The following is a 26,271-nucleotide window of genomic DNA, read 5'->3' as shown; positions in this document are numbered from 1 at the left end:
AAAACGAACCCTTCCTTCATAATTTGTAAGTAGGACATCTATGAAGGAGGGATTTTTTATGCAAATTCACGTGGTCGAACAAGGGCAGACTTTATATGAAATAGCAAATACATATAGTACTTCTGTAACTGCAATTTCACAAGCGAATGAATTACACGCCCCAGATAGCCTTGTAGTAGGTCAGGCATTAGTCATTCCTATTATAGGTCGATTTTATTTTGTACAGCAAGGTGACAGCTTGTACTCGATCGCACAGCAATTCAATATGTCACCAGAGGAGCTAGCACGAATTAACCAATTCCCAATTGGAAACATTCTCCCTGTGGGGTATCGACTGTACATCCCCCAGCAACCTCGAAGATCCATTCAATCCGCTGCATACATTGAGCCAATGGGTGACACGGTTTCACAGACATTAATAAATGCCGCAACTAGAAATTCTCCATATCTAACATACCTTTCTATTTTTAGTTATAACGTGAATCGAGATGGGACGCTAACACCCCCACCAGTTAATGGGTTAGCAGCGATTGCGGAGGAAAATAATACCGCACTCATGCTTGTTTTAACCAACCTAGAAGAGGGATCATTCAGCGCGGAGCTTGGTCATATTATTTTAACTGTGCAAGCAGTGCAAAACACCCTACTAGATAGTGTTTTGAATGTTGCTGAAGAAGGCGGCTATACGGATATTCATTTTGATTTTGAATTTCTCCGAGCAGATGACAGGGAGGCATATAACGCCTTTTTAAGAAAGGCAAAGGAGCGCTTTTCCCAGGCTGGCTTAATGCTATCTACGGCTCTTGCTCCCAAAACTAGTGGAACTCAGTCAGGGCAATGGTATGAAGCCCATGATTACGCTGCCCATGGAGAAATTGCTGATTTTGTTGTGCTCATGACTTATGAATGGGGATACAGCTACGGCCCTCCACTAGCAGTTTCACCACTCAACGAAGTAAGACGTGTGGTAGAATATGCCCTAACTGAAATGCCCTCTGAAAAAATTATGCTTGGTCAAAATTTATATGGATATGACTGGACACTTCCTTATGAAGAAGGGGGAGAAGCAGCTCGCGCAGTAAGCCCGCAACAAGCTATAACCATCGCACGGGAAAATAATGCTGAGATTCAATTTGATCCGGGTTCCCAGGCTCCATTTTTCATATACACCGACGGCGAGGGGAATCAGCATGAGGTGTGGTTTGAGGACGCTCGATCCATTCAAGCAAAATTCAACTTAATTAAAGAACTAAACCTACGAGGAATCGCATATTGGAAACTAGGGCTAGCATTCCCGCAAAATTGGTTGTTACTAAACGACCAATTCGAAGTAGAAAAGCTCGTTTAGGTATAGTAATGAAAATGTGCCAACTAAGCAAAGACTTTTTTACATTAAAAAGCCGAATGGTCATTCGAATTTTGGATAGATATCGAATGCCTCATTCGGCTTTTCCTTATATTTAGAAGTTTTTAAACCCAATTCAGCGTCTTTTCTGTAACGCTAAATTAGTACGTCGCTTCTAATATCCCATTACCTTATTTTAAAAGATTTAGGGATTCACGGTTAAATGCCGGGATATCATCAGGCTGACGGCTTGTTACAAGCTGATTTTGGCAAACTACTACTTCTTCATCAACTACTGTTGCGCCAGCATATTCCATATCAACTTGAATGGATTTAAAGCCTGTCGCTTTACGTCCCTCTAAAGTCTTCGCTGTAATAAGCAACTGCGGACCATGGCAGATTGCAAATACTGGTTTCTTTTCATCCATAAAATGCTTCGCAAACTTCACAAAGCGATCATCTGCACGTAATTGGTCTGGTGAAAAACCACCTGGAATGAATAACGCATCGAAATCACTTGGGTTTACATCATCAATACCATAATCAACGCTTAAGCTTTCTTTATTATTCTTTCCTGTTACTTTTGCGCCTTTTTCTTTTTCGATGGTAACCACTTCATGTCCAGCATCTTTAAATGCTTTAGCTGGATCTGTATATTCTACATCCTCAAACATGTTTGTAAGCACTGTTGCGATTTTTTTACCCATGAATTATCCGCTCCTTTTAGTAGTATTACATAAATAGTTGTTCCCACTCTGGAGAAAATAAAACATTCTAGTCCTACTAAAAAATTCGAAAAACCACGAAACATTGTTGCTCCGTGGCCTATTCTGTGAAGATATCTATTAAAAGCGATCTAATGTATTATTCTTCTAGGGTTGATGTGTCCCCTGTTGGAAGTCCCAGCTCCCAAGACTTCAGAAGTCTACGCATAATTTTACCGCTTCTTGTTTTAGGGATAGCATCCTTCACTTCTATTTCTCTTGGTGCAGCATGGGCACTTAGCCCATTTTTTACAAATTTACGAATGTCTTCAAGCAATTCTTCCGACTCCGTATAGCCATTGTTCAACGTGATAAAGGCTTTAATTATCTCTCCACGTTCAGGATCTGGTTTCCCTATTACGCCTGCTTCCGCAATCGCCTCATGTTCAATGAGCTTGCTTTCTACTTCGAATGGTCCAACGCGTTCACCCGAGGTATTAATAACATCATCCAAGCGACCTTGGAACCAGAAATAGCCGTCCTCATCCTTATACGCACTATCCCCGGAAACATACCACCCATTTATAAAATAGCTTTCATACTTGCTTTGGTTATTCCAAATTGCCCGCATCATAGATGGCCATCCTTGTTTAATCGCAAGGTTGCCCATTTGTTTTGGTGGGAGCTCATTCCCTTCGTTATCGACAATGGAAGCTTCAATTCCTGGTACAGGTTTCCCCATCGACCCTGGTCGGATTTCCTCTGATGGAATATTGGCAATCAACATGGCACCCGTCTCTGTCATCCACCATGTGTCGTGAATCCGCAGGTCAAATGCCTTGAGCCCCCATGTAACAACTTCAGGGTTTAGCGGTTCACCCACACTTAAAATATGACGCAGCGAGGATAAAGCAAACTTATTGGCTACCTCTGCTCCTGCACTCACAAGCATGCGCAGAGCTGTTGGGGCAGTATACCAGACACTCACTTCATGATTTTGAATTGTTCCATACCAATCCTCTGGGGAAAATCTCCCTCCCCTAATAACATTGGTAACGCCATGTAGCCATGGTGCAAAGATGCCATAGCTTGTGCCTGTAACCCAACCAGGGTCAGCCGTACACCAGTATATATCATCCTGCTTCAGATCAAGCACCCATTCTGCCGTAGCGTAATGTTGAATCATGGCATTATGCACATGGTAGACCCCTTTTGGCTTACCAGTTGATCCGGAGGTGTAATGCAATAGCATGCCATCCTCTAAATCTACCCACTCAATTGAAAATTCGTCAGATGCTTGCTTCATTTCTGCTTCGTAATCAACAAATACAGAAGAGCTTTCTAGACCATTGCCTACAAGCACAATTTTTTCCAAGCTCGGTAAATCATCCTGTGGAACACGTTCCAATAAATCAGGCGTTGTAATCAATACCCTCGCTTCACTATCTTGTAGTCTATCCCGAACAGCTTGCTCCATAAATGCTTCGAATAAAGGCCCTGCTATTGCACCAACTTTCAAAATACCGAAGAAAGCGGCATAAAATTCAGGACTACGCGGCATAAAGAGAAAGACGCGGTCTCCTTTATTAATATCATGTTTTTTCAGGACATTAGCAAAACGGTTACTTTGATTACGTAAATCTTGAAAGGTTAACTTCTCCTCCCTGCCCGGAGCAGAATATAAAAGGGCTGTCTTGTTTTTCTTTTCTGGGTTCTCCGCATGGCGATCAATGGCTTCATAAGCTGCATTGATCTTACCCGTTTCATTCCAAGAAAAGTTCTCTTTTACCTTATCCCAAGAAAAATTTTCTTTCACCTGCTTGTAATCTTTTAAATTGTGATCCCCTTCTCTTGACGGTACTTTCTGCATATCCATCCAATCACCTCAGCATTCTGTTTTTTTGTAAACGATTGCATTTTAACGATCCGAATTATTTAAAGATTTAGGTAACTAATCCTATTTTAGACTATATGGAAAAAATTTTAAAGTGATTAGATATAAGAATACGAGAATTAGTCCAGAAGAAGGAGAAACTTGTGTATAAGCAAGTTAATATAGCAGCACTGCCTGTAAAAAAAGCACCTATCGCGAATGCGATAGATACTCTTTCGTCAGGTAAGATTAGCCTTTTCTTCTTTTCTTCGTTCATTCTCGGAAATAATGTAGGCACACGCTGCGTCACCTGTAATATTAAGCGATGTCCGTAACATATCAAGTAGACGATCAACTCCAATTATGAGAGCAATCCCTTCTACAGGAAGGTTGACTTGGTTTAAAACCATCGCTAACATGACAAGCCCAACGCCCGGAACACCAGCTGTACCGATGCTTGCCAGTGTTGCTGTTAAGATGATCATTACAATATCACTTACACCAAGCGATGTTGCGTAAACCTGTGCGATAAACACTGTAGCTACTGCCTGCATAATCGCCGTACCATCCATGTTTATCGTTGCGCCTAATGGCTGGACAAAGCTACTGACAGATTTTCTAACACCTAAGTTTTCCTGAGCAGTCTTCATGGCAACAGGTAGGGTTGCACTGGAGCTGGATGTACTAAAACCGAGAGACATCGCAGGGAAAAATCCTTTATAAAATTTCAACGGACTCCCCTTTCCAATTCCCCAAATAGCAAGACTGTAGGTAATTGCGCCATGCAGAATGAGCGCGAGAATAACAGCGACCATATACATGACCATTGGCCCAAGAGCATTCAGTCCTGCATCTCCTATGGCAGAAGCGATAAGAGCAAACGCCCCATATGGAGCTAGTTTCATAATCGCATTAACCAGAAAGATTAATAGATCGTTAGCCTGTTCAAACAGACGATAAATTCCAATTGTTTTCTCACCCAATACTGCAAGTGCCACCCCGATGAAGATAGCAAATGCGATAATCTGCAGCATATTCCCTGAGGTCATCGCTTCTATTGGGTTCTGAGGGATAATGTTAACTAATGTATCCATAATTGGCGGTGCTTCCTGAGACTCGTACTCTACATTACTCGTATCGAACGTCCCAGCTTTTCCCGGCTCCAGAATATAGGCGATACCAAGTCCAATAATTAAGGCGATAGCTGTTGTAACCATATAGAAAAGAATTGTCTGTACACCAATTTTTCCTAACTTTGCCGGATCACCAAGACCAGCAGTACCTAGTACAATGGACACAAATACAATGGGAACGACAATCATCATAATTAAGTTTAAAAATATTTGACCTACAGGGCCTAATAAGTAAGTATCTAGTGGACCATATAGAGATGATGGTGCAAAGCTTAGACCAATTCCCGTAATAACCCCGAGAATAAGCGCAATAATAATTTTTTTTGTTAGACTCATAGCCTTAATTCCTTTCTATGTTTTATTCTTTTGTTGTATAACTTGGAATGTTTAGGTCTGTGTGGGAGATTGCTAGAAATGATAAAAATAGATTTGGAATACATGTGCGGATTGAACCTATTGTATAAAGCATAGACTACCAGTATATGTTATTTTACCATAATTTTATTCAATCGAAAATGGTAATATAACCCCATATTTCGTAACGTAAATGTAACGAATTGGAGAATTAAAATACTCGGAATAACTTTATGCAAAGAAGGCACCTATATATGTTAGAATTATTAGATAATAAAGGGGGGGTGATGGGAATGAGTGATGATAAGGAAACTCCTGAAAGAAGAAGAGAAAGAATGAGACAGGAAGAGTTAAAGAGACCTTCTAGCAGTATTCATGGAAGTGTTCTTTCAGATTTAGTTGGTGCTCTAGGCTGGAAGGGGACTTTACTCCTCATCATCCTGATGATAATTGGCTTTTTCGTCGTATCGATATTTGTTATTTAATACCTTCATTATCTTATGTTAAAAGAGATGTTCTATTACGTGCTTTTAAAAGAAAAGAAGATAAACATACCTGTCCAAAACAAAATGAAATCTCCATTTTTAAATACTCATAGAGAGCAAGGAATGGAGATCCAACCAAATTAGTGTTCTAAGTAGGAATATCTTTATGAATTAATTTCTCTTCAAAGAGAATTAATTATTATTCTTAAACTCTATACCCAAGTATGAAAGTGCATCCTTTACTGTGGTCATTACTGGAATAGAGGCCAAATTTAGATTAAGATTTGTTGCTACCATGGCTAACTCAGGTCGTAGCCCTGTGATAATGGTTTGCACGCCAAGCAGGGATAGTACCTTGTTTATTTTAAAAAGTTGATCTGCCACCACATTATCAAGATTATAGATACCAGAGAAATCAATAATTAAAGAACTTATATTTTGAGCTTGAACTTTTGATGGCACAATATCTACAAGCTGTCTTGCTCTTTGGTCATCAAAACTGCCTGCTAATGGGAGAATTGCTAATCCATTGAGTAATGGAACAAGGGTTGCAGATAATTCATTTACTTGTGCCGTCATTTCTATTTGCCTCTGATCAGCTTTTTTTCGCTCTGTTATGTCTCTTACATAAGTTTGTATAGCCCTTTTACCCTCGACTACTATAGGGTGACAATATAGTTCAACCTCTACTGTCGTTCCGTCAATTCTATAAACAGTTTCCTCAATAACATCTGCCGGGCGCCCATAGGCAGATTGTATTCTATTTCTAATCGAGTCCTTTGAAGTCTCTTTGAATATGTCTAACGGACTAGACCCGATAATCTCATTTTTAGTGGCACCGAAAAGTTCTTCTGCCGCTCGATTTATGTACATAATTTGATAATCAGTATGGATGATAAGAGGATCCAAAGAGTACTCTATCACCTCAAGATAGTCGATTTTTGATATTTTGTTATGCATGATATTCCCTCCCAAAACAACTGCTTTTAAATTTAGCCAAGTTACTATAACGAATCTGTCCATTATATCAGAGTATATTTACTAATGACATTATTAGAGAGCAGCTGAATTAATAGAATCATATTAAATTCCTAAGCACGAGGCTCTCTATGCTTAAATTGCTTAATTCGGTTTAGAAAACACAAAAAAACCCCCTTTCCATTAAATACGGAAAGAGGGTGCTAGATATCCATTAAACTAGTAATGCCCCCGGCAGGATTCGAACCTGCGACACACGGTTTAGGAAACCGATGCTCTATCCCCTGAGCTACGAGGGCCCGGTAGACCCAGGTCATGCCGATGTTTCCCCATGACGGGGCGTTCTTAGTCGGCGTTCCTTAAAACGGGCACTAAGTTTTACACGGTACAAATCATTATACAAAATGGAGGGCAATTTGAAAAGCATAACATTTTTTTCACATGGTGTGGTCAACCGTTGTGTGGTAAAATATAATACATCTTGTTCAATGGAATATGGATTGGAGGAATAGCCATGTCAGGAGTTCCTTTTATCGCAATAGAAGGACCAATCGGGATTGGAAAGACATCCCTAGCTAAAAAACTTTCTGTTCACTATGACTTTCACTTATTAAAGGAAATTGTTGAGGAAAACCCTTTTCTCGGTAAATTCTATGATGATATTGACGAGTGGAGCTTTCAAACAGAGATGTTTTTTTTATGCAATCGATTTAAACAGCTCGAGGATATCGAGAAAAAGTTTTTAAACCAGGACAAAGCCGCTGTAGCGGATTATCATATATCGAAAAACATGATCTTTGCAAAGCGTACTTTACAGCCAGATAAGTTTGAGAAATATGAACAAATATATCATATTTTAACTCGCGATATGCCTGTCCCTAACATGATGATATATTTGCATGCGAGTTTGGATACCATTCTCGAACGTATCCAGATGCGTGGACGGGATATTGAACAGAACATCAAAGCATCCTATCTTGCACAGCTTGCACAGGACTATGAAGACTATATGAATGAATTTGAAATACTCCATCCAGATATCCCTGTGATTCGGATTGATGGAGACAAAATTGATTTTGTAAAGCATCAGCATGATTTGGATGGGATTATAGAGCAGGTCGATAAACAACTGCAAAGCTTCCGTGCAATGAGACGATAGGTGAACAGCGTAAATAAGAAAAAAGGGGAACTACCGATGAATTTAAGAGAAAAATACCTTATACCAAATGACAGCATTATAACGATTGCCGGTACAGTTGGTGTCGGGAAATCGACGATGACAAAGGCCTTGGCGAATACATTACAGTTTAAAACATCCTTTGAAAAAGTGGACACAAATCCATATTTGGAAAATTTCTATGCAGACTTTGAGCGTTGGAGTTTCCATTTACAAGTCTATTTCCTAGCTGAGCGCTTCAAAGAGCAGAAGAAAATATTTGAATACGGTGGTGGCTTTATTCAGGATCGTTCTATCTATGAGGATACTGGTATATTTGCTAAAATGCATTACGAAAATGGAACGATGTCAAAAACGGACTATGAAACGTATACAAATCTCTTTGAAGCAATGGTCATGACACCTTATTTCCCACACCCTGATTTACTTATTTACCTTGAGGGCTCATTTGATGAGGTGGTTGGTCGAATCCAAGAACGTGGTAGAGAAATGGAAAAAAGCACACCTAATTCTTATTGGGAAGAGATGTACAACCGTTACACCAATTGGATTGATAACTTTAATGCCTGCCCAATTTTACGCATTAATATCTCAGATTATGATCTAATGAAAAAAGAAGATTCCATTGAGCCTATCCTTGAAAAAGTTGGTCATTTTATCCAGCAATCCAGACGCTGGAAGTCCAGAGAACTGATGAAATAAAACCAAAATATTAAAAACACCCTACTGTAAAAAGTGCCATCCTGGCTTCTTCACAGTAGGGTGTTTTATACAGTTAAATAAAAATCCAGATGGAAACCAAAACAATAGCGAGTATAGCCCAAAAGAAAAATTGCTTGTTAAATCCTTTACTCTTTTTCCCCATTCAGCCTTCCCCCCTAATCGTTTATTGCTCATTAGCCATTCTTTTTACCAAGCTCTATCGAACGATCTCTTGCACTCTCGACACAGCTCCTTACAATCCGGTCAAAATCATTCTCTTTTAATGCTTCGATCCCTGCCTGTGTTGTTCCTGCTGGACTAGTGATTTTCTCTCGTAATACTTCTGCAGAATCACCTGACTGCTTCAACATTTCACCTGCTCCACGTACAGTTTGAGTAATTAAAGCCTTTGCTATTTCCTGATCAAGCCCAGAGTCGATAGCGGCCTTTTCCATTGCTTCTACCAAATAGTAAATATAGGCAGGGCCGCTTCCAGAAATGCCTGTCACAATATGCATATCCTCTTCTTCCACAATAATGGTCGTACCAATTGTGTCAAACAGCTCCTTTGCCGTTACAATATGTGCTTCTTTCGCAAATGCACCCGCCGAAATGGCTGTTGCAGAGTATCCAATTGAAGCAGAGGTATTTGGCATGGCGCGAATGACTGGGATGTCTTGACCAGTAAGGGAGGCAATATAGTCTGTGGAGATTCCGGCAATCACAGAAACAAGCAACTGATCTTGCTTGATATGTTCCTTAATAGAGTTTACTGCTGCCTCTAGATCGTAAGGCTTTGTTGCTAGAACTACAACATCAGCATCCCTCACAACATCCGCTTTATCTTGCATGCTTGTAATGAGATACTTTTCCTCAAGACGTTCTACTCGTTCTTTATTACTCTTATTCGTTACGATAATATCATCGTTTTCCAATACATTTGCCTGTACAATGCCAGAAATAATGGATTCTGCCATAGAACCTGCTCCGATAAAGGCAATCTTCTTCATTTTCTATTCCTCCTTTATATATTAAGCAAAAATTAACTAAAAAAACTCACGCCATCCTGAATCATCTCAGGACGGAATGAGTTTCCGCGGTACCACCTAAATTGGCATATTTATGCCCAGCTTTTGTTGTCAACACAGTTCCACTGCGGTTAGCTTTTTACTAACTACTCTCAGGCAGGTTCATATACGCTGTCCCCAATGGAATTTTTCAGCCGGTGAATTCCAATCTCTTTCAGGCGCTTATATACTACTAGTCTGATCAATGTCTTATTATTAATTTTTATTACTATATGTCTTCAAAGCAAAAAAGTCAAGATATAATATTAGAAAACTCGCAATTGCTCGCCCTTTAGCGAATACGTACGTTTTTCTTATACTTGGAACCTCAGAATTTCAATTGCGTCGACTTTACTTCCTTGCTGAAATTTTATACTTTCCTAACGTGTAAAGAAAAAAACCGCTACTAGGTAACGGTTTTTTTTATCTCCAAATTTTATGCGCTAATTATATTAATGGAGGAGGTAGAGGGATTCGAACCCCCGCGCGGTTTGACCCGCCTGTCGGTTTTCAAGACCGATCCCTTCAGCCAGACTTGGGTATACCTCCGTGGCAACAGAATATAATATATCATGCTCAAAAAAAGATGTCAATTATTTTTCTACAAAAAATTTAAGATTGAAGAATGACCGAGAAGTTTGGAATTTATTAGCCTAACTGGCAGGGGGACTCCTACTTCAAGAAAGTGTGTGTGATGAAGCATTCTACGTAGAGAATCCACTTCCAGTACGTTTTAACTAGGGAATGTAGGCGTCCCCCATTAAATGAAGTTACATTCTATTGGTTCGAAATATAATCCTAATTATATATATAACAGGCTTCCCAGAAATCCCAGAACTAATACAGAAATAATTGCAGGTAGAATGGACAAAAAAATCTTAGTTCGTAACCTCATGATATTCACAATTAAAATAACAGACAGACTAATTGATACAAAGAAAACCTTAAACGGTTATGCATGTTTACCTCAATTCTTATTACTACCTGTACCTTGCTAACTACAAGCTGCTTATAATTTAATTCCACTTTCTAGTTTTAGATGTTGATTAGAAAAGAACTCTTCTTTTAATATAGAGTGTAGCTTTAAATCTTGATGTTCTCCTTTTACTACCATTCCCTTTCTAATCGTACCTTCATAAGACATCCCTACTTTTTCCATAACTCGTGCTGAACCTATGTTTTTCTCAAAACACTTTGCCTGAATACGAACTAAATCCATCTGTTGAAACCCAAATTTAATCACTTCATTCGCCACTTCTGTAGCAATCCCTTTTCCCCAATAATCGGAGGAGATCACATAACCTATCTCCGCTGTACGATGTCCGGTTTGCCACGAAACAAAATCGATTGTCCCTATTAATTTACCATTTCCTTTATACTCAATACCCCAAGGTGCAACACGTTTATTCTCGTATCGATTCAGTACAAAATCAACATATTCTTTCGTATCTGATAGTGTATGATGTGTGTCCCATGTTACGTATCTAGAAACTTCTTCATTTGAACCATAATGATAAATATCTTCCAAATCATGTAACGTCACTTTTCTTAATAGTAAACGTTCTGTTTCTAATGTTGGTAGGTTCCCGAATATATCTTCAACCTCCACTAAAACCACCTCTATTTTTTAAAATTAAACTCATTATATATGAAATATTTGGAAAGTAAATAAAAAGTAGCATTCCTTCTGAAAAAGAATGCTACTTTTTATTTTATTGAATGTTTAAAAGGCTGACGAACCTTTTCAAATATTTATTTTCCTGTCCGCTCTGTAAACTCTTGTTTGATCTCCTCAAACAACGTACTATTTGTCAGAAGCTGTAGCGCAGTGAATGCTGACGCCTTCGCTCCTTTAATAAGTGCTTCATCGCCCTTTTCAGAGCGCGCAGCTTCTCGAAATGCTACTGTATGACCAATTAGATCGCTCGAGCCAATTTTGATGTGCGGATGGATGGTTGGTACCACCTGACTGACATTTCCTGCGTCTGTTGAGCCTAAAGCCTTTCTTTCCTCCGTATTTACTACCTCTCCCAATTCCTCAGCTATTTCTTTAAATACTTGGTCAAATCGTTTGTTGACGACAAAGTTATCTACTTCATTTTGGAAAGCAATCACTTTCACATCAGCGCCTGTAGCTAATGCAGCCCCTTGTGCAATACCCTTCACTTTCTTCGTTACTTCGTTTAAAAGCTCTCGAGAACTAGCTCGGATATAAAATCTTGCTTTAGCGTAATCTGGTACTACATTCGGTGCATCTCCCCCATCTGTAATGATTCCATGAATGCGAACATCTGACGGAAGATGCTGTCGTAATGCATTAATGCCATTAAATAGTTGAATGACGCCATCTAGAGCATTAATTCCTTTATCTGGATGAGCGGAAGCATGTGCTGGTTTTCCATGAAAAGCGAAATCAAGTGGATCTACCGCGAGACTCGGACCAGTTAAATTTGTCTCAGCACCTGGGTGTATCATAATCGCTGCATCAATATCTTCGAGCAATCCAGCTTTTACAAAGCTCCCTTTTGCACTTCCGTTTGGACCCCCTTCTTCTGCTGGGGTACCTAATACGACAAGCTCTCCTCCTACTTCATCCAATACTTTACTAAGTGCAATAGCAGCTGCAGCACTTGTGGTACCAATTAAGTTATGCCCACACGCATGGCCGATTTCTGGTAAGGCATCATATTCTGCCAAAAAGCCAATTCTTAAGCCCTCTTTTTCACTTTTCTTTTTCGCAATGAATGCTGTTTCATGTCCTGCTACCCCTTTTTCTATTAAAAACCCTTCCTCTACAAGCAATTCAATTAAGCGACCAGATGCATAAAACTCTTGGTTTCCAATTTCCGGGTTATCATGAATATCATGACTTGCTTGAATGTATTTCTGTTTATTTTCTTCTATATTATCAACAATGATCTTCTTCACTTCTTCTAAACTTTTAGCTACAACACTCATTTACTCCACCTCGTTTTTTTATTTTTATGCTGTACGTCTTACTCTCTCTTTTAATGGCCAATTTCACTTAACGGTACAAATGTTGGGATGGAGTTTCCATCGCGTTCTTCAATAATAAAGTCTGCTACGTCATCAGACTGGTAAATTTCTGCTAGTTTATTTAAGGTTTCATCATCTTTGTCTTTCTCTTGTACGGCGATAATATTAATATACGGGGTAGCTGTTTCATCCTCATGGTAAATGGAATCATCCAATGGGCTGAATCCTGCATCCACTGCAATACCGTTATTGATGAGTGAGGCGTCTACATCTGGCAACACCCTTGGAGTCTGACCCGCTACAAGCTGTTCAAATTTAAGGTTCTTCGGGTTTTCTACGATTTTATCGACAGAGCCATTTCCGTCAAAGCCTTCTTCCAATTTAATTAGTCCTGCTTCTTCAAGAAGTAAAAGTCCCCGGCCCATGTTCGTTGCTTCTTTAGCTAAGGCAATTGTTCCACCTTCAGGGATATCTTCTACAGAATCATGCTTTTCAGAATAAAGACCCATTGGCGCGATAACTGTTGTTGCAATTGGAGTCAGGTCAAGGTCATGCTCCTCGATAAAGGCGTCAAAATATGAAACAGTCTGGAAAGCATTCACATCGATTTCTCCCTCAGCTAATGCTAGATTCGGCTGCACATAGTCAGAAAAGCGAACAATCTCAACCTCTATTCCTTCTTCTTTGGCCTTTTCTGCTACATAATCCCAAATCGTTGTGTCAGAGCCACTAATTCCTACTTTGACCTTCGTTGCAGCCTCCCCATTAGAACAAGCACTAATCACCAAACTTAAACTAACTAATAACAATAATAGACTTAACTTTTTCATGCTGTATCTTCTCCTTTTGTTTTGATTTTATCTTCTTCTTATTTTTTTGGATAAAATATTTCCGGTGGATTGTAATCCCTGAACCATGACGACGAGTATTCCTACTGTTATTAGCATCACCATTGTGTCGAACCGCTGATAACCAAAGGTAATGGCCAGGTCTCCTAATCCGCCACCACCAACAGCTCCTGCCATGGCTGAGGCTCCAACCAATCCAATTGTGGCAATGGTTGCCCCTAACACGAGGGAGCTAAGAGCTTCTGGTATAAGAAAGCGAATGATTATTTGCCAAGGTGTTGCTCCCATTGACTGGGCAGCTTCCATCACACCTGGATCTACTTCTAAAAGAGAATTCTCTATTAATCTTGCAATGTATGGTCCTGCAAATAACACCATTGGTACAATAGCTGCGGCCGTGCCTATTGAGGTTCCAACAACTAATCTCGTGAATGGAATGACTGCGACCATTAGGATGATAAACGGAATAGAACGAAATATGTTTACTATTGCATTTAAGACCGTAAAAATATACTTGTTTTCCCATAAGTGCCCTTTACGTGTTACAACAAGGACAATTCCTAATACCAACCCTATAATCATAGAGAAAAATAGGGCGACTGCTACCATTACAATGGTTTGCCATAATGCCTCTGTAATTTGTTGCCAATCAACCAACATCTGCTAACACTTCCTTTACACTTACTTTTTGCTGATGAATATGCATAATGACACGGTTAATCTCTTTTTCTTCCCCTTCAAATTGCACGATAAGATTTCCAAATGGTACGCCCTGTAATTCTGTGATACTACCAAACAGAACATTTACCTCTACCTCGTATTGCTTTGCGATTTGCGACAACAACGGTGTTCCAGTAGACTCACCAACAAAGACAATCCGATAAATTTGGTTATGTGCGTCTTGTTTTCTTACTAACTCATATACGGAATCTGGGATTTGATCATGCATCACCGTACTGACAAAGTTATGAGCTGTGGTCGTTTGCGGCTGAGAAAAGACATCAAATACAGAACCAGATTCAACTACTTTTCCATCTTCAAGCACAGCAACTTTATCGCAAATTTCTCTAATTACGCCCATTTCGTGCGTGATAATTAAAATGGTGATATTGTATTCCTGATTAATTTTCTTTAAAAGTTTTAAAATAGCATTTGTTGTATCTGGGTCAAGGGCTGATGTTGCCTCATCACATAAAAGAATGGATGGCTGGGTTGCAAGAGAACGGGCAATCCCAACTCGCTGTTTCTGTCCCCCAGAAAGTTGATCTGGATAACTGTCAGCCTTGTCACGCAAGCCGACAAAATCAAGTAGTTCATAAACACGCTTGGTTATTTCCTTTTTTGGAGTTTTGCTTAACAGTAAGGGCATTGCGACATTGGTAAACACGGTTTTCGAATTAAGTAAATTAAAATGCTGAAAAATCATCCCTATGTTTCGCTTTGCCTCCCGTAGTTCCTTAGGTGAAAGTGCTTGTAAGTTTTGCCCATTCACGGTTACTGTTCCGGATGTTGGCTGTTCGAGTAAATTAACACATCGAATGAGCGAGCTTTTTCCAGCACCACTAAACCCAATCACACCATATATCTCTCCCTCTTCTATGTGGAGATCCACATTATCCAGTGCTTTTACACCTTCTGCCTTTTCGCCGTATACTTTTGAAACTTGATCAAATGTAATCATCTACTTCCTCCTGCTCGTTGTAGTTTCAAATTAAAAAGCCTCTTCTTATAAGATAAGAAGAGGCAATGAACTAGTATCCTCCTCTTATCTTTACAGACCTTCGTCTGTTGGAATTGGCACGTTGCTTTAAAAGCACGTTGCCGAGGTATCAATGGGCCAGTCCCTCCACCTCTCTGGATAAGAAGTAATGCATATTTAATTTTGTCGTGAAGAAGAGTTGTTTCGTGTAAAACTAAAAAATCCCTTCTTATAAAAATAAGAAGGGATCAGCTATGTACGATCATCCTCTTCTTATTTTTCAGGCTCGCATTCGCCTGTTGGATTTAGCACAGTACTATTAAAAGTCCGCTGCCGAGATATCAATGGGCCAAGTCCCTCCATCTCTCTGAATAAGAAGTAATGCATATTTAATTTGTTGTTGCTACTTACATTACTACCCGCCTTTCAATCTGTCAACAGTTTTTTCTAATAAATTATTCAATTCATTCTTTTAATTTTTAGCATAAGTAAAGGATTACTAAAAGATAAAGAACCCTATCCTTTGAATTACCGCAAACAGATAGGGTTCTTTCAATGCAAGCGTTATTCCTTTGGTTCTAGATCTTCTAGAGAGTCAATATCCATATAAGCTGGTACTGCTAACCCAGTTTTAGCACCCTCTAAGTTTGGCCCCAAGTCATCAAAATCATCTTCATATTGTTTATATAATTCGGCATGTGTTACTGGCATCCATACTGCTAATGATGCATCAGCACTCCCAGTTGCTATGGCTTCAAACATAATAGCTGGATCAACTTGTGTAAGTGTCACATCATAACCTTTTTGCTCTAACGCGAATTTAGCAACATTTGCTGTAAAAATTGCATCATCCCAAGGTAAAAGAGCGATTTCAATAGAAGTCCCATCCACAGAGTCTACACCTTCCGTCCATTCTGCAACTGTTTCTTGATTTTCCTTAGCCCAATCCTTTACTACTTCAGCATATTCCTTTTCCTGAGCCTCTAATAATGCTTCTTCTACATCTGGAAGCTCCAATTGTATGCGATCAATAATTGTGTAAGCTTCAGGCATTTCATCCTTTAGGCCTTTTCTTGCAATCGTTGTTATCTTTTCTTCATCACCATGAATACCTTTGGGATCCTTTAAATATTTTAAATCCCACTTGGCAAATTTATAATGTGGAGACCATGCACTAAAAATAATTGGTTCTTTATTATCAATAGCCTTACTTAATTGGGATAACATTGCTCCTGCCGAAGATAATTCCTGTTCCCAACCGGCAAGATTATCGTACGATTCTAAAACTTCTTCATTCTTCTTAGTTTGTCCAGCACCAGGCTCTGTACCAGTAATAGTATAATCTAATTCTTCACTAACACTTCCTTCTGCTTGTGCATCCTCATTACTTGATCCACAACCTGCTATCATAAGAGATAAGATTAAAACAATAAATATTCCTAGTATTTTACGTTTGAAATTCATCATGTTGTAAAAATAACCTCCATTTTATCTACTATAATTTCAATATATTTGATGGTACGATCCCCAGCATGTTAGATCGCAAGCATGCAAGTTTAATGTTATACCTATTGGAGGCTTGATTCAAAGTCCATATTCAGTTATTTCTGTATAAAAAGTTTGTAAAATTTTAATTTAACAGAGATTTCTTTGATACATGCTTCTATTACGTCGATTTACTCCGACTTACGTCTTTTTTGTACAATTTTGCTATAAAAGGAGTATTGATCATAGAGATACGAGGGAAAAAATCTATCTACTAACTTCGCGATGAGCTTGACTTACTTTCCGAAACAACTAGAAAAGGCTGTTTTCGATAACCGAAAAACAGCCTTACTCTTTATCTTATCCAATTATTTAATGGATTCTTTTCCACCCATATATGCACGTAGTACAGGAGGGACGATGACAGAGCCATCCTCTTGCTGATAATTTTCCAGAATAGCTGCTACAGTACGACCAAGTGCCAATCCACTACCATTTAATGTGTGGACAAACTCTGGCTTCGCATTTGCTTCTCTGCGGAAACGGATGCCGGCACGTCTTGCTTGAAAGTCTTCAAAGTTAGAGCAAGAAGAAATTTCCCGGTACGTGTTTTGGCTTGGAATCCATACTTCAATATCGTATTTCTTCGCTGCTGTAAATCCAAGATCCCCTGTACACATGCTCATGACACGATATGGTAACTGTAATAGTTGCAATACCTTTTCAGCATGACCTGTCAGGTTCTCCAATGTCTCATAAGAATCCTCTGGCTTAGCAAAGTGAACGAGCTCCACTTTATTAAATTGATGCTGACGAATAAGGCCTCGTGTATCCCTACCAGCAGAACCCGCTTCAGAACGGAAACAACCACTGAAAGCTACGTATTTTTTAGGAAGATCATCTACATTTAAGATTTCATCACGGTGATAATTCGTAACAGGTACTTCTGCTGTAGGAGCCATGAAATAATCCCACTCTTCTAGCTTAAAGGCATCCTCTTCAAATTTAGGTAGCTGACCTGTTCCTGTCATGCTGGTGCGGTTGACGATATATGGTGGAAGCATTTCCTCATAGCCATGCTCATCTGCATGTAAATCCATCATAAAGTTTAATAAAGCACGCTCTAGTCTGGCTCCAAGCCCTTTATAAAAGACAAAACGGCTTCCTGTTACTTTTGCTGCACGTTCGAAGTCAAGGATATCAAGGTTTGTCGCAATATCCCAATGAGGTTGTGCTTCAAAGCTAAAGTCTTTGCGTTCTCCCCAGTTGCGCACTTCTTGATTATCCTCTTCATCTTCTCCCACAGGTACACTTTCATGAGGGATGTTTGGGATAGAAAGCATAATCATGTTAAGCGTTTCTTCAATTTCTTTTAATTCTTTATCCAGTTCAGAGATGCGTTCTCCAACCTCACGCATTTCTTTAATTGCTTGGTCAGCATCTTTCTTTTCTTTTTTTAGCACAGAGATCTGCTTAGACGCTTCATTACGTTTCGCCTTCAACGTTTCTGTTTCAGCAATGAGTTCTCTTCGTCTTTCATCTAATTCCCCAAATCTGTCTAACTCGGACAGATCTTCACCGCGGTGTGCTAATTTTTCCTTCACTTTCGGAAAGTTATTACGTAAAAACTTCATATCCAACATGTTCTTTTCCTCCTTCTTTATGACAGGGTTCATAACGTTAGAAAAACTCGCATTCGCTCGTCTTTTTAGCGAATGTGTAAGTTTTTCTTATACTTAGGACTTCAAAATTTTAACTACGTCGTCTTGTCTCCTAGCTAAAATTTAATACTTTCCTAACGTACAAAAAACTCCCGTCCCTAAATAAATAGGGACGAGAGTATAATTCCCGCGTTGCCACCCTTGTTGAAGAGTATAACCTCTTCCGGCTCACAGTTTTTAACGGTAACTACCGGGTTTATTTACTTCCGGAAAATCCGGTTTCAATGAACCAGTTCAAGGATGGATTCACAGTACGCTCACATCGATTTACACCAACCATCGACTCTCTTCAGAAAGATATACTGTTACTAATTCCTGTCATAACTTTTATATTCTACTACTAATTATAGCATATCATATACAATTTATACATCGATTGCAACCCTGGGACGAATTGACAATCGTCGCTTCAGGAAATACTGCGCTTTCCGTGGGCACGGCCTCAGCCTCCTCAGAAGCAAAGAACGCTTCTTCCGGGGTCTTCGGACTCGTGCTGTTCCCACTGGAGTCTTCGTATTTCCCTTCGCTGAATGGCCTCTGTTAGTACGTCTAATAAGATCGAATGAATCTAAAATGATATAATTCGACAACCATAAAACAATTAAGCAGTTGCTTTCATGGATGCTTCGACCATTGTTACAAAGTGGGCGATGACACGGTTATCATCCGTTAATTCTGGATGGAATGCTGTGCATAAATAATGCCCCTGCTTTGCTGCAACTATTCTGTCTTGATACGTAGCTAATACTTCTACTTCTGGGCCAGCTTCTAATACATACGGTGCACGAATGAATACAGCATTAAACGCATCACCAATATGGCTTACTTCAAGATCTGCTTCAAAGCTTGCCACCTGACGGCCAAATGCATTTCGCGCTACTTTCATGTTCATTAAACCGAGATGGGCGTTGTCTTGGCCATCAATTTCACTTGCCATTAAAATTAACCCTGCACATGTGCCAAAAACAGGTTTACCTTGGCGGCCAAATTCCTTAAGAGCAGGGAAGAAACCATAGCTATCAATTAAACGACGCATGGTGGTACTCTCCCCACCAGGAAGAATAATGCCGTTAATTTCCTCAAGCTGTTCCACACGCTTTACTTCCACAGCTTTTGCTCCACATGCTTCTATTGAACGAATATGCTCACGTACTGCCCCTTGAAGAGCAAGAACACCAATCGTTATCATAAAATCATTCCTTCTTTCTATTCGCTGCGATCCTGCATACGGTCATGAGCAGCAATTGTACTCATTTCAAGACCTTTCATAGCTGTACCAAGTCCTTTAGATAGCTCACTAATTAATGCATAATCTTGGTAATGTGTTGTTGCTTCCACAATAGCCTTCGCAAATTTTTCCGGATTATCTGATTTGAAAATACCTGATCCAACAAATACACCGTCTGCTCCTAGCTCCATCATAAGTGCAGCATCAGAAGGTGTTGCAATTCCACCTGCAGCAAAGTTAACGACAGGTAGGCGGCCTTCTTCACGGATTTGTAACAATAACTCAAATGGTGCACCAATTTGTTTCGCAAATGTCATGACTTCATCTTTGGACATAGCAGAAAGTTTACGAATTTCTGATTGCACTTCACGCATATGGCGAACTGCCTCCACGATGTTCCCAGTTCCTGGCTCGCCTTTCGTACGTAACATGGAAGCACCTTCACCAATACGACGAGCTGCTTCGCCAAGATTACGACAGCCACATACAAATGGTACAGTGTAATCTGACTTATTTAAGTGATAAATATCATCAGCTGGTGTTAGTACTTCACTTTCATCAATGTAGTCTACACCCATTGCTTCAAGTACACGAGCCTCCACAATATGGCCAATACGCGCTTTTGCCATTACTGGAATGGAAACTGCATTAAGAACTTCTTCTGTAATAGTTGGATCTGCCATACGTGCTACTCCACCTGCTGCACGAATATCTGATGGTACGCGTTCAAGTGCCATTACGGCAACTGCTCCTGCAGCTTCCGCTATTTTTGCCTGTTCAGCGTTCACTACATCCATAATGACGCCGCCTTTTTGCATTTCCGCCATACCACGTTTTACACGTTCTGTACCTGTATTTGACATGAATAATTCCCCCTATTTTTAAATTGAATAATTGGTGTTTCAAAAAAACGTTACAATTTTCTTGGTATTATCTCGCTCTTATTAACTAAATAAACCTTTAACCCAATCTACAACAGTTGTATAAAGATCTGCAAAGAAGTCGCCAATTGCGCCAAGTGTCAGCATAAACCAATTGGATTTCTCTACTGTCTCGTCTGCAACCAAGTCAATTGGACCATCAGAGCTAGTCATAATATATCCAAAATCATTTTCGCCTTCATAAACGAGTTCGGCAGTTCCTACTACATCCCCTTTTTTAACAGGTGCAGCCAACTCTCCTTCAGCATTTAGCTTGTCCTCGTCTATTGTATATTTAATGCTATAAGCATCCGCTTCATCTTTTTTGATCGGGAAGGAAACTGCTTGTCCAGTAGATACGGACACTGCATCTTCTTTTCCCTTAGCTACTGGAATAGTAGCTTGGTCTTCAAGTTGATAACCTGCCGGGAATAACTCTGTTGTTTCAAAGTTATCAAACCCATAATCAAATAGTTTCGCTGTTTCAGCAAAACGTTCTTCCTCACTGTCGGTTTTCATTACAACCGAGATGAAACGTTGATCACCGCGTTTTGCTGTTCCAGTAAAGGTATATCCAGCGCTATCGGTATGACCTGTTTTTAATCCATCTACCCCTTCATAATAAAACTGCTTTAAAAACGTCGTATCATGATCAAGCATGTGGTTCCAGTTCCGGATTTGTTGCCCATCAAATTCTGTAGCTGGAATACTGGATATTTCCAAAGCTTCAGGGTAATCCTTTATGAGATGATAAGCTAGTAAGGCAGAGGACTCAGCAGATAACATGTTCGTAGCATCTGGTTCCGTACCTTCTGGATAGTTTTCACCGAGTGAGGCATTATCCAATCCTGTAGAGTTTACAAATTTATAATCAGGGAGCCCCATTTCTTCTCCCTTTTCGTTCATCATTTTTACAAATTCACCTTCTGAACCTGCGATCAGTTCAGCAAGTGCAATAGTTGTAGCATTATCGGAGTTAATTGCCATTGCTTCGTATAAAGATTCGACAGTATAATCCTGATTTTGCCTTAATCCAACTCCTGAAAAAGAGTTATTGGCAGATATGCTATATGGATAGTCGCTAATCTTTGTTGTTGTATCCCAGCTGATTTGACCTTCCTCTATGGCTTCCCATACAAGGTATTCCGTCATCATTTTTGTCATACTTGCTGGAGGCAGGGCTTCATCTGCATTTTTCGCAAAGATAATCTTCCCTGTTGCTGCATCAACTAAAATAGCCGAGTCAGCTTCAATATCTAATGTGTCTTGGGCTTGCGCCGCAAATGGCTGGACAAATACTGATGTTATCACTACCAGAAAAGCCAGTAGCATTGATAAACGCTTTTTCATTATGTGTTTCAACTTCCTTTACCTCCAACTTGTAGTTTAACCTTCTTGTGATGTACATGCGCACTTTGTTATTTTACCATAGAAAACGCTGAAAAAATAGACGGGGAATTAACCCCGTCTACTAAATTTCCTAATATGATTATCTTTTCTATTGTAGAGAGTAATTTGGTGATTCTTTCGTGATTTGAACATCGTGTGGATGGCTTTCGCGAAGCCCCGCATTCGTTATTTTAATAAAACGGGCATCATGACGTAATTCATCAATAGAACCTGTACCACAATAACCCATACCGGAGCGCAGGCCACCTATTAATTGATGTACCGTGTCAGCGAGAGCACCTTTATAGGCAACTCTTCCTTCAATTCCTTCAGGCACCAACTTTTTAGCTTCGCTTGATTCCTGGAAGTAACGATCCTTAGAACCAGCCTTCATTGCTCCAACAGAACCCATACCACGGTAAACCTTATATTGTCTTCCTTGATAAATTTCCGTTTCGCCGGGACTTTCATTCACACCTGCAAACATGCTCCCAAGCATTACTGCATGCGCTCCTGCTGCCAATGCTTTAACAATATCACCAGAGTATTTAATCCCGCCATCAGCGATAACTGGGACATTGTATTCTGCTGCTGCAAGGGCACAGTCATGAACAGCAGTAATTTGTGGAACCCCAACTCCTGCTACTACTCTCGTTGTACAAATAGAGCCAGGACCAATCCCAACTTTGACAATGGAAGCACCTGCTTCAATCAGTTCTTTAGTTGCTTCAGCTGTCGCCACATTTCCTGCAATAATATCCAATTCAGGGTACGTATCACGTACAACCTTCACTTGGTCAAGTACCCCTTTAGAGTGGCCATGTGCTGTGTCAATTACGATAACATCAACACCTGCTTCAACGAGTTTTTCAATTCGCTTCATCGCATCGCCAGTAACACCAACAGCCGCTCCTGCAAGTAATCTTCCTTGGCTATCTTTGGCGGCATTTGGAAATTCGATTACTTTTTCAATATCTTTAATCGTAATTAATCCTTTAAGCATGCCTTGATCATCTACTAAAGGTAGCTTTTCAATTTTATAGCGTTGGAGAAGTTGCTCTGCTTCTTCTAATGTTGTTCCTACTGGAGCTGTAACAAGGTCTTCGCTTGTCATAACTTCAGAAATGGAAATGGAGTAATCCTGGATAAAACGCAAATCACGGTTCGTTAAAATACCAACAAGCTTTTGTTCCTCGATAGAGTTAACAATTGGTACACCTGAAATACGGAATTTACCCATTAGATGCTCAGCATCGTACACCTGATGCTCAGGAGTAAGGAAAAATGGGTTGGTTATGACGCCACTTTCCGAACGCTTCACACGATCCACTTGTTCAGCCTGATCCTCAATTGACATATTCTTATGAATGATTCCTAAGCCACCTTGGCGAGCCATGGCGATGGCCATCTCAGCCTCTGTTACGGTATCCATTCCGGCACTAATAAATGGATTGTTCAACTGCAGGTTATCTGTCAGTTTTGTTTTAACCTGCACATCCTTAGGTAATACCTCGGATTTTGCTGGCATTAACAACACATCATCAAACGTTAATCCTTCTTTAGCGAACTTGTCTTCACGCATGATACTTCCTCCTCCTGATTCGTAATATGTATGCAACGTGCAATCCCTGCACAAGCTATGCAAGTAATGCTATTTTTATATACAATACGCCAACCTATTTGCTTTTTCAACTAGATAATGAAACAAAATTAAAGAAAGTAGATTCGAAATTTTTAAACAGTTGGGAGATGATGTTATATGCAGGATATAGAGATGTTTTATACTTATTTGACGTCACAGCAAACGGCGCAGCATTATCTATACAACTGTTATAAAGCAATAGGGGAAATAGATGCGGATCGAAAAAGCTATGAAAACTGCACTGTTTTTACCTCGTATATACAACATGGGCAAATGTTTTACCAAAGTGGGCGTAACTCCTCTCCCATTCTGCAGCCAGTCCTCTACTTTTACGGCATGGCACATCTAATTAAAGCCTGCTTGATGACAGTAAGACCAGATTATCCAGAATCGACAAGCCAACTTGCCCACGGAGTTACCGCAAGAAAACGAAAGAAAAAGGACTACTCCTTTCTGCGGGATGAAGTAAAGATCCAGCACAATGGCTTATTCCCTTACTTCTCTGAGCACTTATTTCATATAAATAGACTACCATTTGAAAAAATTAATATGCAACAGCTCCTTGCCCTCATTCCAGAAATGGGGATGATGCTTGGTTTCCACCAGGAGAAAGGACTCTATCAGGTAGGAAAAATGCAGGGGACATGGCTAGAATTTCCACTTAAAATACTGGATGATTACCATACAACAAAGGATGGATTTCTTAATAAAATTTCCCCCTTTCTCCCAGAAATAAGACATATGGAATCAGATTCCCATCATATACAAGTAGAGCTTGCCAAGCCTTTGAATGAGCTCAAAGGTCCGTTCTATTCAGATAAAACGCAAAGCCCCATTTTTTTTCCTGCAAAAAGAGAACTGTTCTTGCCACTTTCCGAGATTATGGTCCATTACTTACTCTTATATAATCTTAGTATGCTTTGTCGCTATGAAACCGATTGGTGGGGGGATCTATTTACATCAAAGTTAGATGCAGACTATCCCTTTATTACACAGTTTCTCAAAGAATCAGCCGAAAAAGTACCGATCTTATTGGGATTAGAGCTTTATAAAAGAAAGGTTTGATGACGTTTATATCGTCAGGCAAGATGTGATGGGCATTTTGGGGGAGATGTTTGGGTGGTTTTGATCGTCATCAAAGGGGTAACGTACTAACTTTCAATCCATAAAAATAGCCGGTAATCCTCGTTACTGGATACCGACTATTTCTTCAATGAACACTTCTGTTTGCTGTAAGGATATGATATCTTTTTTACCTTCCATTCGTACCATAGGTCTTGTTGGATGCTTTGCATCAATAAACACAATTTCACCAAGCTGGTTATTGGAAAGACGAATTTTCGTTCCAATAGAAAAATGCGTCATACTTTCAACAAAGCTAGCAACAACATCTGGATCAAGGGTGGAAAACTGCTCCTTTTGCAATTCCTCTATAACCAAAAATGGAGATTGCTTTTCCTTATATGCCCTTTCACATGTCATAGCATGGTACATATCACAAACCGCTATTATTCTTGCAACTTTATGTATTTTTCCACTAGAAAGGCCAAGTGGATACCCACTGCCATCCATTCTTTCATGGTGTTGCAAAATCGCCAGCTTCACGGATTGTTTAATGGTTGGGATTTGTTCAACCATGCGATAAGAATAAGTTGGATGTTTTTTTAAATCGTTCATTTGTGCTGTGTTTAGGGTACCTGCTTTATGAAGAAGGTTATGGTCGACCTTTGCCATTCCTGCATCACTTAGAAACCCGGCGAGACCAATTTGTAGCCAATCACCAGAGGGATAGCCCATTTTTTTTGCAAGGAATGCGGATAGGATGCTGACTGCGACGCTATGATAGAAAATATAATCCCGCTTGTTTGCATAATGGTGCATGGTGTAAACAGCAGAGGAAATATCGTCCATTCTTTTTAATAAAGGAATGATGAGTTTGCGAACGTATGGCATATCTAACGGCGCACCGTTTTTCCAGTTTTCAAACATTTTTTTGTATGCTTGTACTGTTTGTTCATAATGTTCTTGGAAAGGTGGGAGCTCTTCCGTAACTTTCTTTTCAGCCTTTTGTTGAACCTGTTCCACTTCCTCTACCTTTTCTGGAGTATAGGAATCCCCTTCAACCAGCTTAGAAGAAACTTCTACACTATCAACAAGAAACTTTTTTATGACCATAATATGTTCCTCTGTTAACACCGTGTTTTTGGGGATAATGTCTCTATTTGTTTTCCCTTTTATTTCTCGAAGCAACACACATCCTGGGACAAGCTGCGAGGCTTTTACCCTCATATCATTCTTCCCCCTTTGCCATATTAATTAGAGGACGGGACAAAATTATTTACGCAAAAGATAAATCTGAAAGAATGATGTTTGAAAACCGCTTCAGAAATATACTTCGCTTTCCATGGGCGGCTGGTGAGCCTCCGGATGCTCCGCATTCCGGGGTCTCGCCTAGGCCTTCCTCCCATAGGACAAGGAAGACTTCGACAGCATTGCATCGCACGCAGAAAATCGTTTTTTGATT

Annotated in this window: 22 protein-coding genes, 2 tRNA genes, 2 riboswitches and 1 other annotated feature; of the genes, 5 read left to right on the top strand and 19 right to left on the bottom strand. The window is 39.8% G+C overall.

The genetic code is table 11. The features are described from left to right. Positions 1 to 58 precede the first annotated feature (58 nt). Positions 59 to 1,348 (top strand): glycosyl hydrolase family 18 protein, encoded by a 1,290-nt coding sequence (locus BN988_RS16490; RefSeq protein WP_036578154.1) that lies wholly within the window; start codon positions 59 to 61, stop codon positions 1,346 to 1,348. A gap of 188 nt (positions 1,349 to 1,536) precedes the next feature. Here the strand turns inward: BN988_RS16490 and BN988_RS16485 are convergent, their stop codons facing one another. From BN988_RS16485 to BN988_RS16475, 3 genes are all read right to left on the bottom strand, one after another. After that, positions 1,537 to 2,052 (bottom strand): type 1 glutamine amidotransferase domain-containing protein, encoded by a 516-nt coding sequence (locus tag BN988_RS16485; protein ID WP_036578153.1) that lies wholly within the window; start codon positions 2,050 to 2,052, stop codon positions 1,537 to 1,539. A 157-nt stretch (positions 2,053 to 2,209) separates the two neighbouring features. Beyond that, entirely contained in the window at positions 2,210 to 3,925 is a 1,716-nt protein-coding gene (gene acsA / locus BN988_RS16480) for an acetate--CoA ligase (RefSeq protein WP_036578151.1), read from the bottom strand. Positions 3,926 to 4,161: 236 nt separating this feature from the next. After that, positions 4,162 to 5,391 (bottom strand): dicarboxylate/amino acid:cation symporter, encoded by a 1,230-nt coding sequence (locus tag BN988_RS16475; RefSeq protein WP_036578149.1) that lies wholly within the window; start codon positions 5,389 to 5,391, stop codon positions 4,162 to 4,164. Positions 5,392 to 5,702: 311 nt separating this feature from the next. Here BN988_RS16475 and BN988_RS16470 point away from each other — a divergent pair, with 311 nt between their 5' ends. After that, a complete protein-coding gene (locus BN988_RS16470; RefSeq protein ID WP_036578327.1) occupies positions 5,703 to 5,894 on the top strand; it encodes a DUF6366 family protein in 192 nt (63 codons plus the stop codon). Positions 5,895 to 6,086: 192 nt separating this feature from the next. On the opposite strand, the gene BN988_RS16465 is transcribed toward BN988_RS16470, so the two are convergent. Then, positions 6,087 to 6,854 carry a PAS domain S-box protein gene (locus BN988_RS16465; RefSeq protein WP_036578147.1) on the bottom strand — a complete coding sequence of 256 codons (768 nt, stop codon included), beginning with the start codon at positions 6,852 to 6,854 and terminating at the stop codon, positions 6,087 to 6,089. Between the two features lie 244 nt (positions 6,855 to 7,098). Continuing rightward, positions 7,099 to 7,171, bottom strand: a tRNA-Arg gene (locus BN988_RS16460). A gap of 215 nt (positions 7,172 to 7,386) precedes the next feature. On the opposite strand from BN988_RS16460, the gene BN988_RS16455 reads away from it, so the two are divergent. Further along, a complete protein-coding gene (locus BN988_RS16455; RefSeq protein ID WP_036578145.1) occupies positions 7,387 to 8,031 on the top strand; it encodes a deoxynucleoside kinase in 645 nt (214 codons plus the stop codon). A 36-nt stretch (positions 8,032 to 8,067) separates the two neighbouring features. Then, the gene (locus BN988_RS16450) at positions 8,068 to 8,751 is read left to right on the top strand and encodes a deoxynucleoside kinase (RefSeq protein WP_036578143.1); all 684 of its coding nucleotides are present in this window, start codon (positions 8,068 to 8,070) and stop codon (positions 8,749 to 8,751) included. 194 nt (positions 8,752 to 8,945) lie between these two features. On the opposite strand, the gene proC is transcribed toward BN988_RS16450, so the two are convergent. The 13 genes from proC to guaB form a co-directional block, all read right to left on the bottom strand. Beyond that, complete coding sequence (proC, locus tag BN988_RS16445) at positions 8,946 to 9,761, bottom strand: pyrroline-5-carboxylate reductase (protein ID WP_036578142.1); 816 nt, start codon at positions 9,759 to 9,761, stop codon at positions 8,946 to 8,948. Positions 9,762 to 10,274: 513 nt separating this feature from the next. After that, a tRNA-Ser gene (locus tag BN988_RS16440) sits at positions 10,275 to 10,367 on the bottom strand. 460 nt (positions 10,368 to 10,827) lie between these two features. Next, a complete protein-coding gene (locus tag BN988_RS16435; RefSeq protein WP_036578141.1) occupies positions 10,828 to 11,427 on the bottom strand; it encodes a GNAT family N-acetyltransferase in 600 nt (199 codons plus the stop codon). 143 nt (positions 11,428 to 11,570) lie between these two features. Further along, positions 11,571 to 12,776, bottom strand: coding sequence for a M20 family metallopeptidase (locus BN988_RS16430; RefSeq protein WP_036578139.1), 1,206 nt, complete (start codon positions 12,774 to 12,776; stop codon positions 11,571 to 11,573). Between the two features lie 50 nt (positions 12,777 to 12,826). Continuing rightward, positions 12,827 to 13,645, bottom strand: coding sequence for a MetQ/NlpA family ABC transporter substrate-binding protein (locus BN988_RS16425; RefSeq protein ID WP_036578138.1), 819 nt, complete (start codon positions 13,643 to 13,645; stop codon positions 12,827 to 12,829). 27 nt (positions 13,646 to 13,672) lie between these two features. After that, a complete protein-coding gene (locus BN988_RS16420; protein WP_036578136.1) occupies positions 13,673 to 14,323 on the bottom strand; it encodes a methionine ABC transporter permease in 651 nt (216 codons plus the stop codon). After that, a complete protein-coding gene (locus BN988_RS16415; RefSeq protein WP_036578135.1) occupies positions 14,313 to 15,344 on the bottom strand; it encodes a methionine ABC transporter ATP-binding protein in 1,032 nt (343 codons plus the stop codon). The genes BN988_RS16420 and BN988_RS16415 overlap by 11 nt, the downstream gene beginning before the upstream one ends. A gap of 81 nt (positions 15,345 to 15,425) precedes the next feature. Then, positions 15,426 to 15,528: riboswitch (SAM riboswitch) on the bottom strand. Positions 15,529 to 15,632: 104 nt separating this feature from the next. Continuing rightward, a riboswitch (SAM riboswitch) is annotated at positions 15,633 to 15,740 on the bottom strand. A 186-nt stretch (positions 15,741 to 15,926) separates the two neighbouring features. After that, positions 15,927 to 16,829 carry a glycine betaine ABC transporter substrate-binding protein gene (locus tag BN988_RS16410; RefSeq protein ID WP_051558055.1) on the bottom strand — a complete coding sequence of 301 codons (903 nt, stop codon included), beginning with the start codon at positions 16,827 to 16,829 and terminating at the stop codon, positions 15,927 to 15,929. Between the two features lie 386 nt (positions 16,830 to 17,215). Beyond that, entirely contained in the window at positions 17,216 to 18,490 is a 1,275-nt protein-coding gene (gene serS / locus BN988_RS16405; protein ID WP_036578134.1) for a serine--tRNA ligase, read from the bottom strand. A gap of 183 nt (positions 18,491 to 18,673) precedes the next feature. Continuing rightward, positions 18,674 to 18,899 (bottom strand) — a binding site (T-box leader). A 270-nt stretch (positions 18,900 to 19,169) separates the two neighbouring features. Then, positions 19,170 to 19,757 carry a pyridoxal 5'-phosphate synthase glutaminase subunit PdxT gene (gene pdxT, locus BN988_RS16400; RefSeq protein WP_036578132.1) on the bottom strand — a complete coding sequence of 196 codons (588 nt, stop codon included), beginning with the start codon at positions 19,755 to 19,757 and terminating at the stop codon, positions 19,170 to 19,172. Between the two features lie 17 nt (positions 19,758 to 19,774). Further along, on the bottom strand, positions 19,775 to 20,659 hold the full coding sequence (gene pdxS, locus BN988_RS16395; protein ID WP_036578130.1) for a pyridoxal 5'-phosphate synthase lyase subunit PdxS: 885 nt from the start codon (positions 20,657 to 20,659) through the stop codon (positions 19,775 to 19,777). 81 nt (positions 20,660 to 20,740) lie between these two features. Continuing rightward, positions 20,741 to 22,078, bottom strand: coding sequence for a serine hydrolase (locus BN988_RS16390; protein ID WP_036578128.1), 1,338 nt, complete (start codon positions 22,076 to 22,078; stop codon positions 20,741 to 20,743). A gap of 136 nt (positions 22,079 to 22,214) precedes the next feature. Next, complete coding sequence (gene guaB / locus BN988_RS16385; RefSeq protein WP_036578127.1) at positions 22,215 to 23,687, bottom strand: IMP dehydrogenase; 1,473 nt, start codon at positions 23,685 to 23,687, stop codon at positions 22,215 to 22,217. Positions 23,688 to 23,864: 177 nt separating this feature from the next. Here guaB and BN988_RS16380 point away from each other — a divergent pair, with 177 nt between their 5' ends. Next, positions 23,865 to 24,812, top strand: a complete 948-nt coding sequence (locus BN988_RS16380; protein ID WP_051558052.1) for a YaaC family protein — start codon at positions 23,865 to 23,867, stop codon at positions 24,810 to 24,812. Positions 24,813 to 24,935: 123 nt separating this feature from the next. On the opposite strand, the gene BN988_RS16375 is transcribed toward BN988_RS16380, so the two are convergent. Then, a complete protein-coding gene (locus tag BN988_RS16375) occupies positions 24,936 to 26,036 on the bottom strand; it encodes an HD-GYP domain-containing protein (RefSeq protein WP_036578126.1) in 1,101 nt (366 codons plus the stop codon). Between the last annotated feature and the right edge of the window lie 235 nt (positions 26,037 to 26,271).

Source organism: Oceanobacillus picturae, from assembly GCF_000612865.1.
Taxonomy (GTDB): domain Bacteria; phylum Bacillota; class Bacilli; order Bacillales; family Amphibacillaceae; genus Oceanobacillus_B; species Oceanobacillus_B jordanicus.
Note: the sequence above shows the minus strand (reverse complement) of the source record. Positions and strands in the feature narration are given on the sequence as shown.

Excerpts from the sequence above, each read along its gene's own strand:
- BN988_RS16490 (WP_036578154.1), top strand. The coding sequence starts at position 59 with ATGCAAATTCACGTGGTCGAACAAGGGCAGACTTTATATGAAATAGCA.
- BN988_RS16485 (WP_036578153.1), bottom strand. The coding sequence starts at position 2,052 with ATGGGTAAAAAAATCGCAACAGTGCTTACAAACATGTTTGAGGATGTA.
- acsA (WP_036578151.1), bottom strand. The coding sequence starts at position 3,925 with ATGGATATGCAGAAAGTACCGTCAAGAGAAGGGGATCACAATTTAAAA.
- BN988_RS16475 (WP_036578149.1), bottom strand. The coding sequence starts at position 5,391 with ATGAGTCTAACAAAAAAAATTATTATTGCGCTTATTCTCGGGGTTATT.
- BN988_RS16470 (WP_036578327.1), top strand. The coding sequence starts at position 5,703 with ATGAGTGATGATAAGGAAACTCCTGAAAGAAGAAGAGAAAGAATGAGA.
- BN988_RS16465 (WP_036578147.1), bottom strand. The coding sequence starts at position 6,854 with ATGCATAACAAAATATCAAAAATCGACTATCTTGAGGTGATAGAGTAC.
- BN988_RS16455 (WP_036578145.1), top strand. The coding sequence starts at position 7,387 with ATGTCAGGAGTTCCTTTTATCGCAATAGAAGGACCAATCGGGATTGGA.
- BN988_RS16450 (WP_036578143.1), top strand. The coding sequence starts at position 8,068 with ATGAATTTAAGAGAAAAATACCTTATACCAAATGACAGCATTATAACG.
- proC (WP_036578142.1), bottom strand. The coding sequence starts at position 9,761 with ATGAAGAAGATTGCCTTTATCGGAGCAGGTTCTATGGCAGAATCCATT.
- BN988_RS16430 (WP_036578139.1), bottom strand. The coding sequence starts at position 12,776 with ATGAGTGTTGTAGCTAAAAGTTTAGAAGAAGTGAAGAAGATCATTGTT.
- BN988_RS16425 (WP_036578138.1), bottom strand. The coding sequence starts at position 13,645 with ATGAAAAAGTTAAGTCTATTATTGTTATTAGTTAGTTTAAGTTTGGTG.
- BN988_RS16420 (WP_036578136.1), bottom strand. The coding sequence starts at position 14,323 with ATGTTGGTTGATTGGCAACAAATTACAGAGGCATTATGGCAAACCATT.
- BN988_RS16415 (WP_036578135.1), bottom strand. The coding sequence starts at position 15,344 with ATGATTACATTTGATCAAGTTTCAAAAGTATACGGCGAAAAGGCAGAA.
- BN988_RS16410 (WP_051558055.1), bottom strand. The coding sequence starts at position 16,829 with ATGATGAATTTCAAACGTAAAATACTAGGAATATTTATTGTTTTAATC.
- serS (WP_036578134.1), bottom strand. The coding sequence starts at position 18,490 with ATGTTGGATATGAAGTTTTTACGTAATAACTTTCCGAAAGTGAAGGAA.
- pdxT (WP_036578132.1), bottom strand. The coding sequence starts at position 19,757 with ATGATAACGATTGGTGTTCTTGCTCTTCAAGGGGCAGTACGTGAGCAT.
- pdxS (WP_036578130.1), bottom strand. The coding sequence starts at position 20,659 with ATGTCAAATACAGGTACAGAACGTGTAAAACGTGGTATGGCGGAAATG.
- guaB (WP_036578127.1), bottom strand. The coding sequence starts at position 23,687 with ATGCGTGAAGACAAGTTCGCTAAAGAAGGATTAACGTTTGATGATGTG.
- BN988_RS16380 (WP_051558052.1), top strand. The coding sequence starts at position 23,865 with ATGCAGGATATAGAGATGTTTTATACTTATTTGACGTCACAGCAAACG.
- BN988_RS16375 (WP_036578126.1), bottom strand. The coding sequence starts at position 26,036 with ATGAGGGTAAAAGCCTCGCAGCTTGTCCCAGGATGTGTGTTGCTTCGA.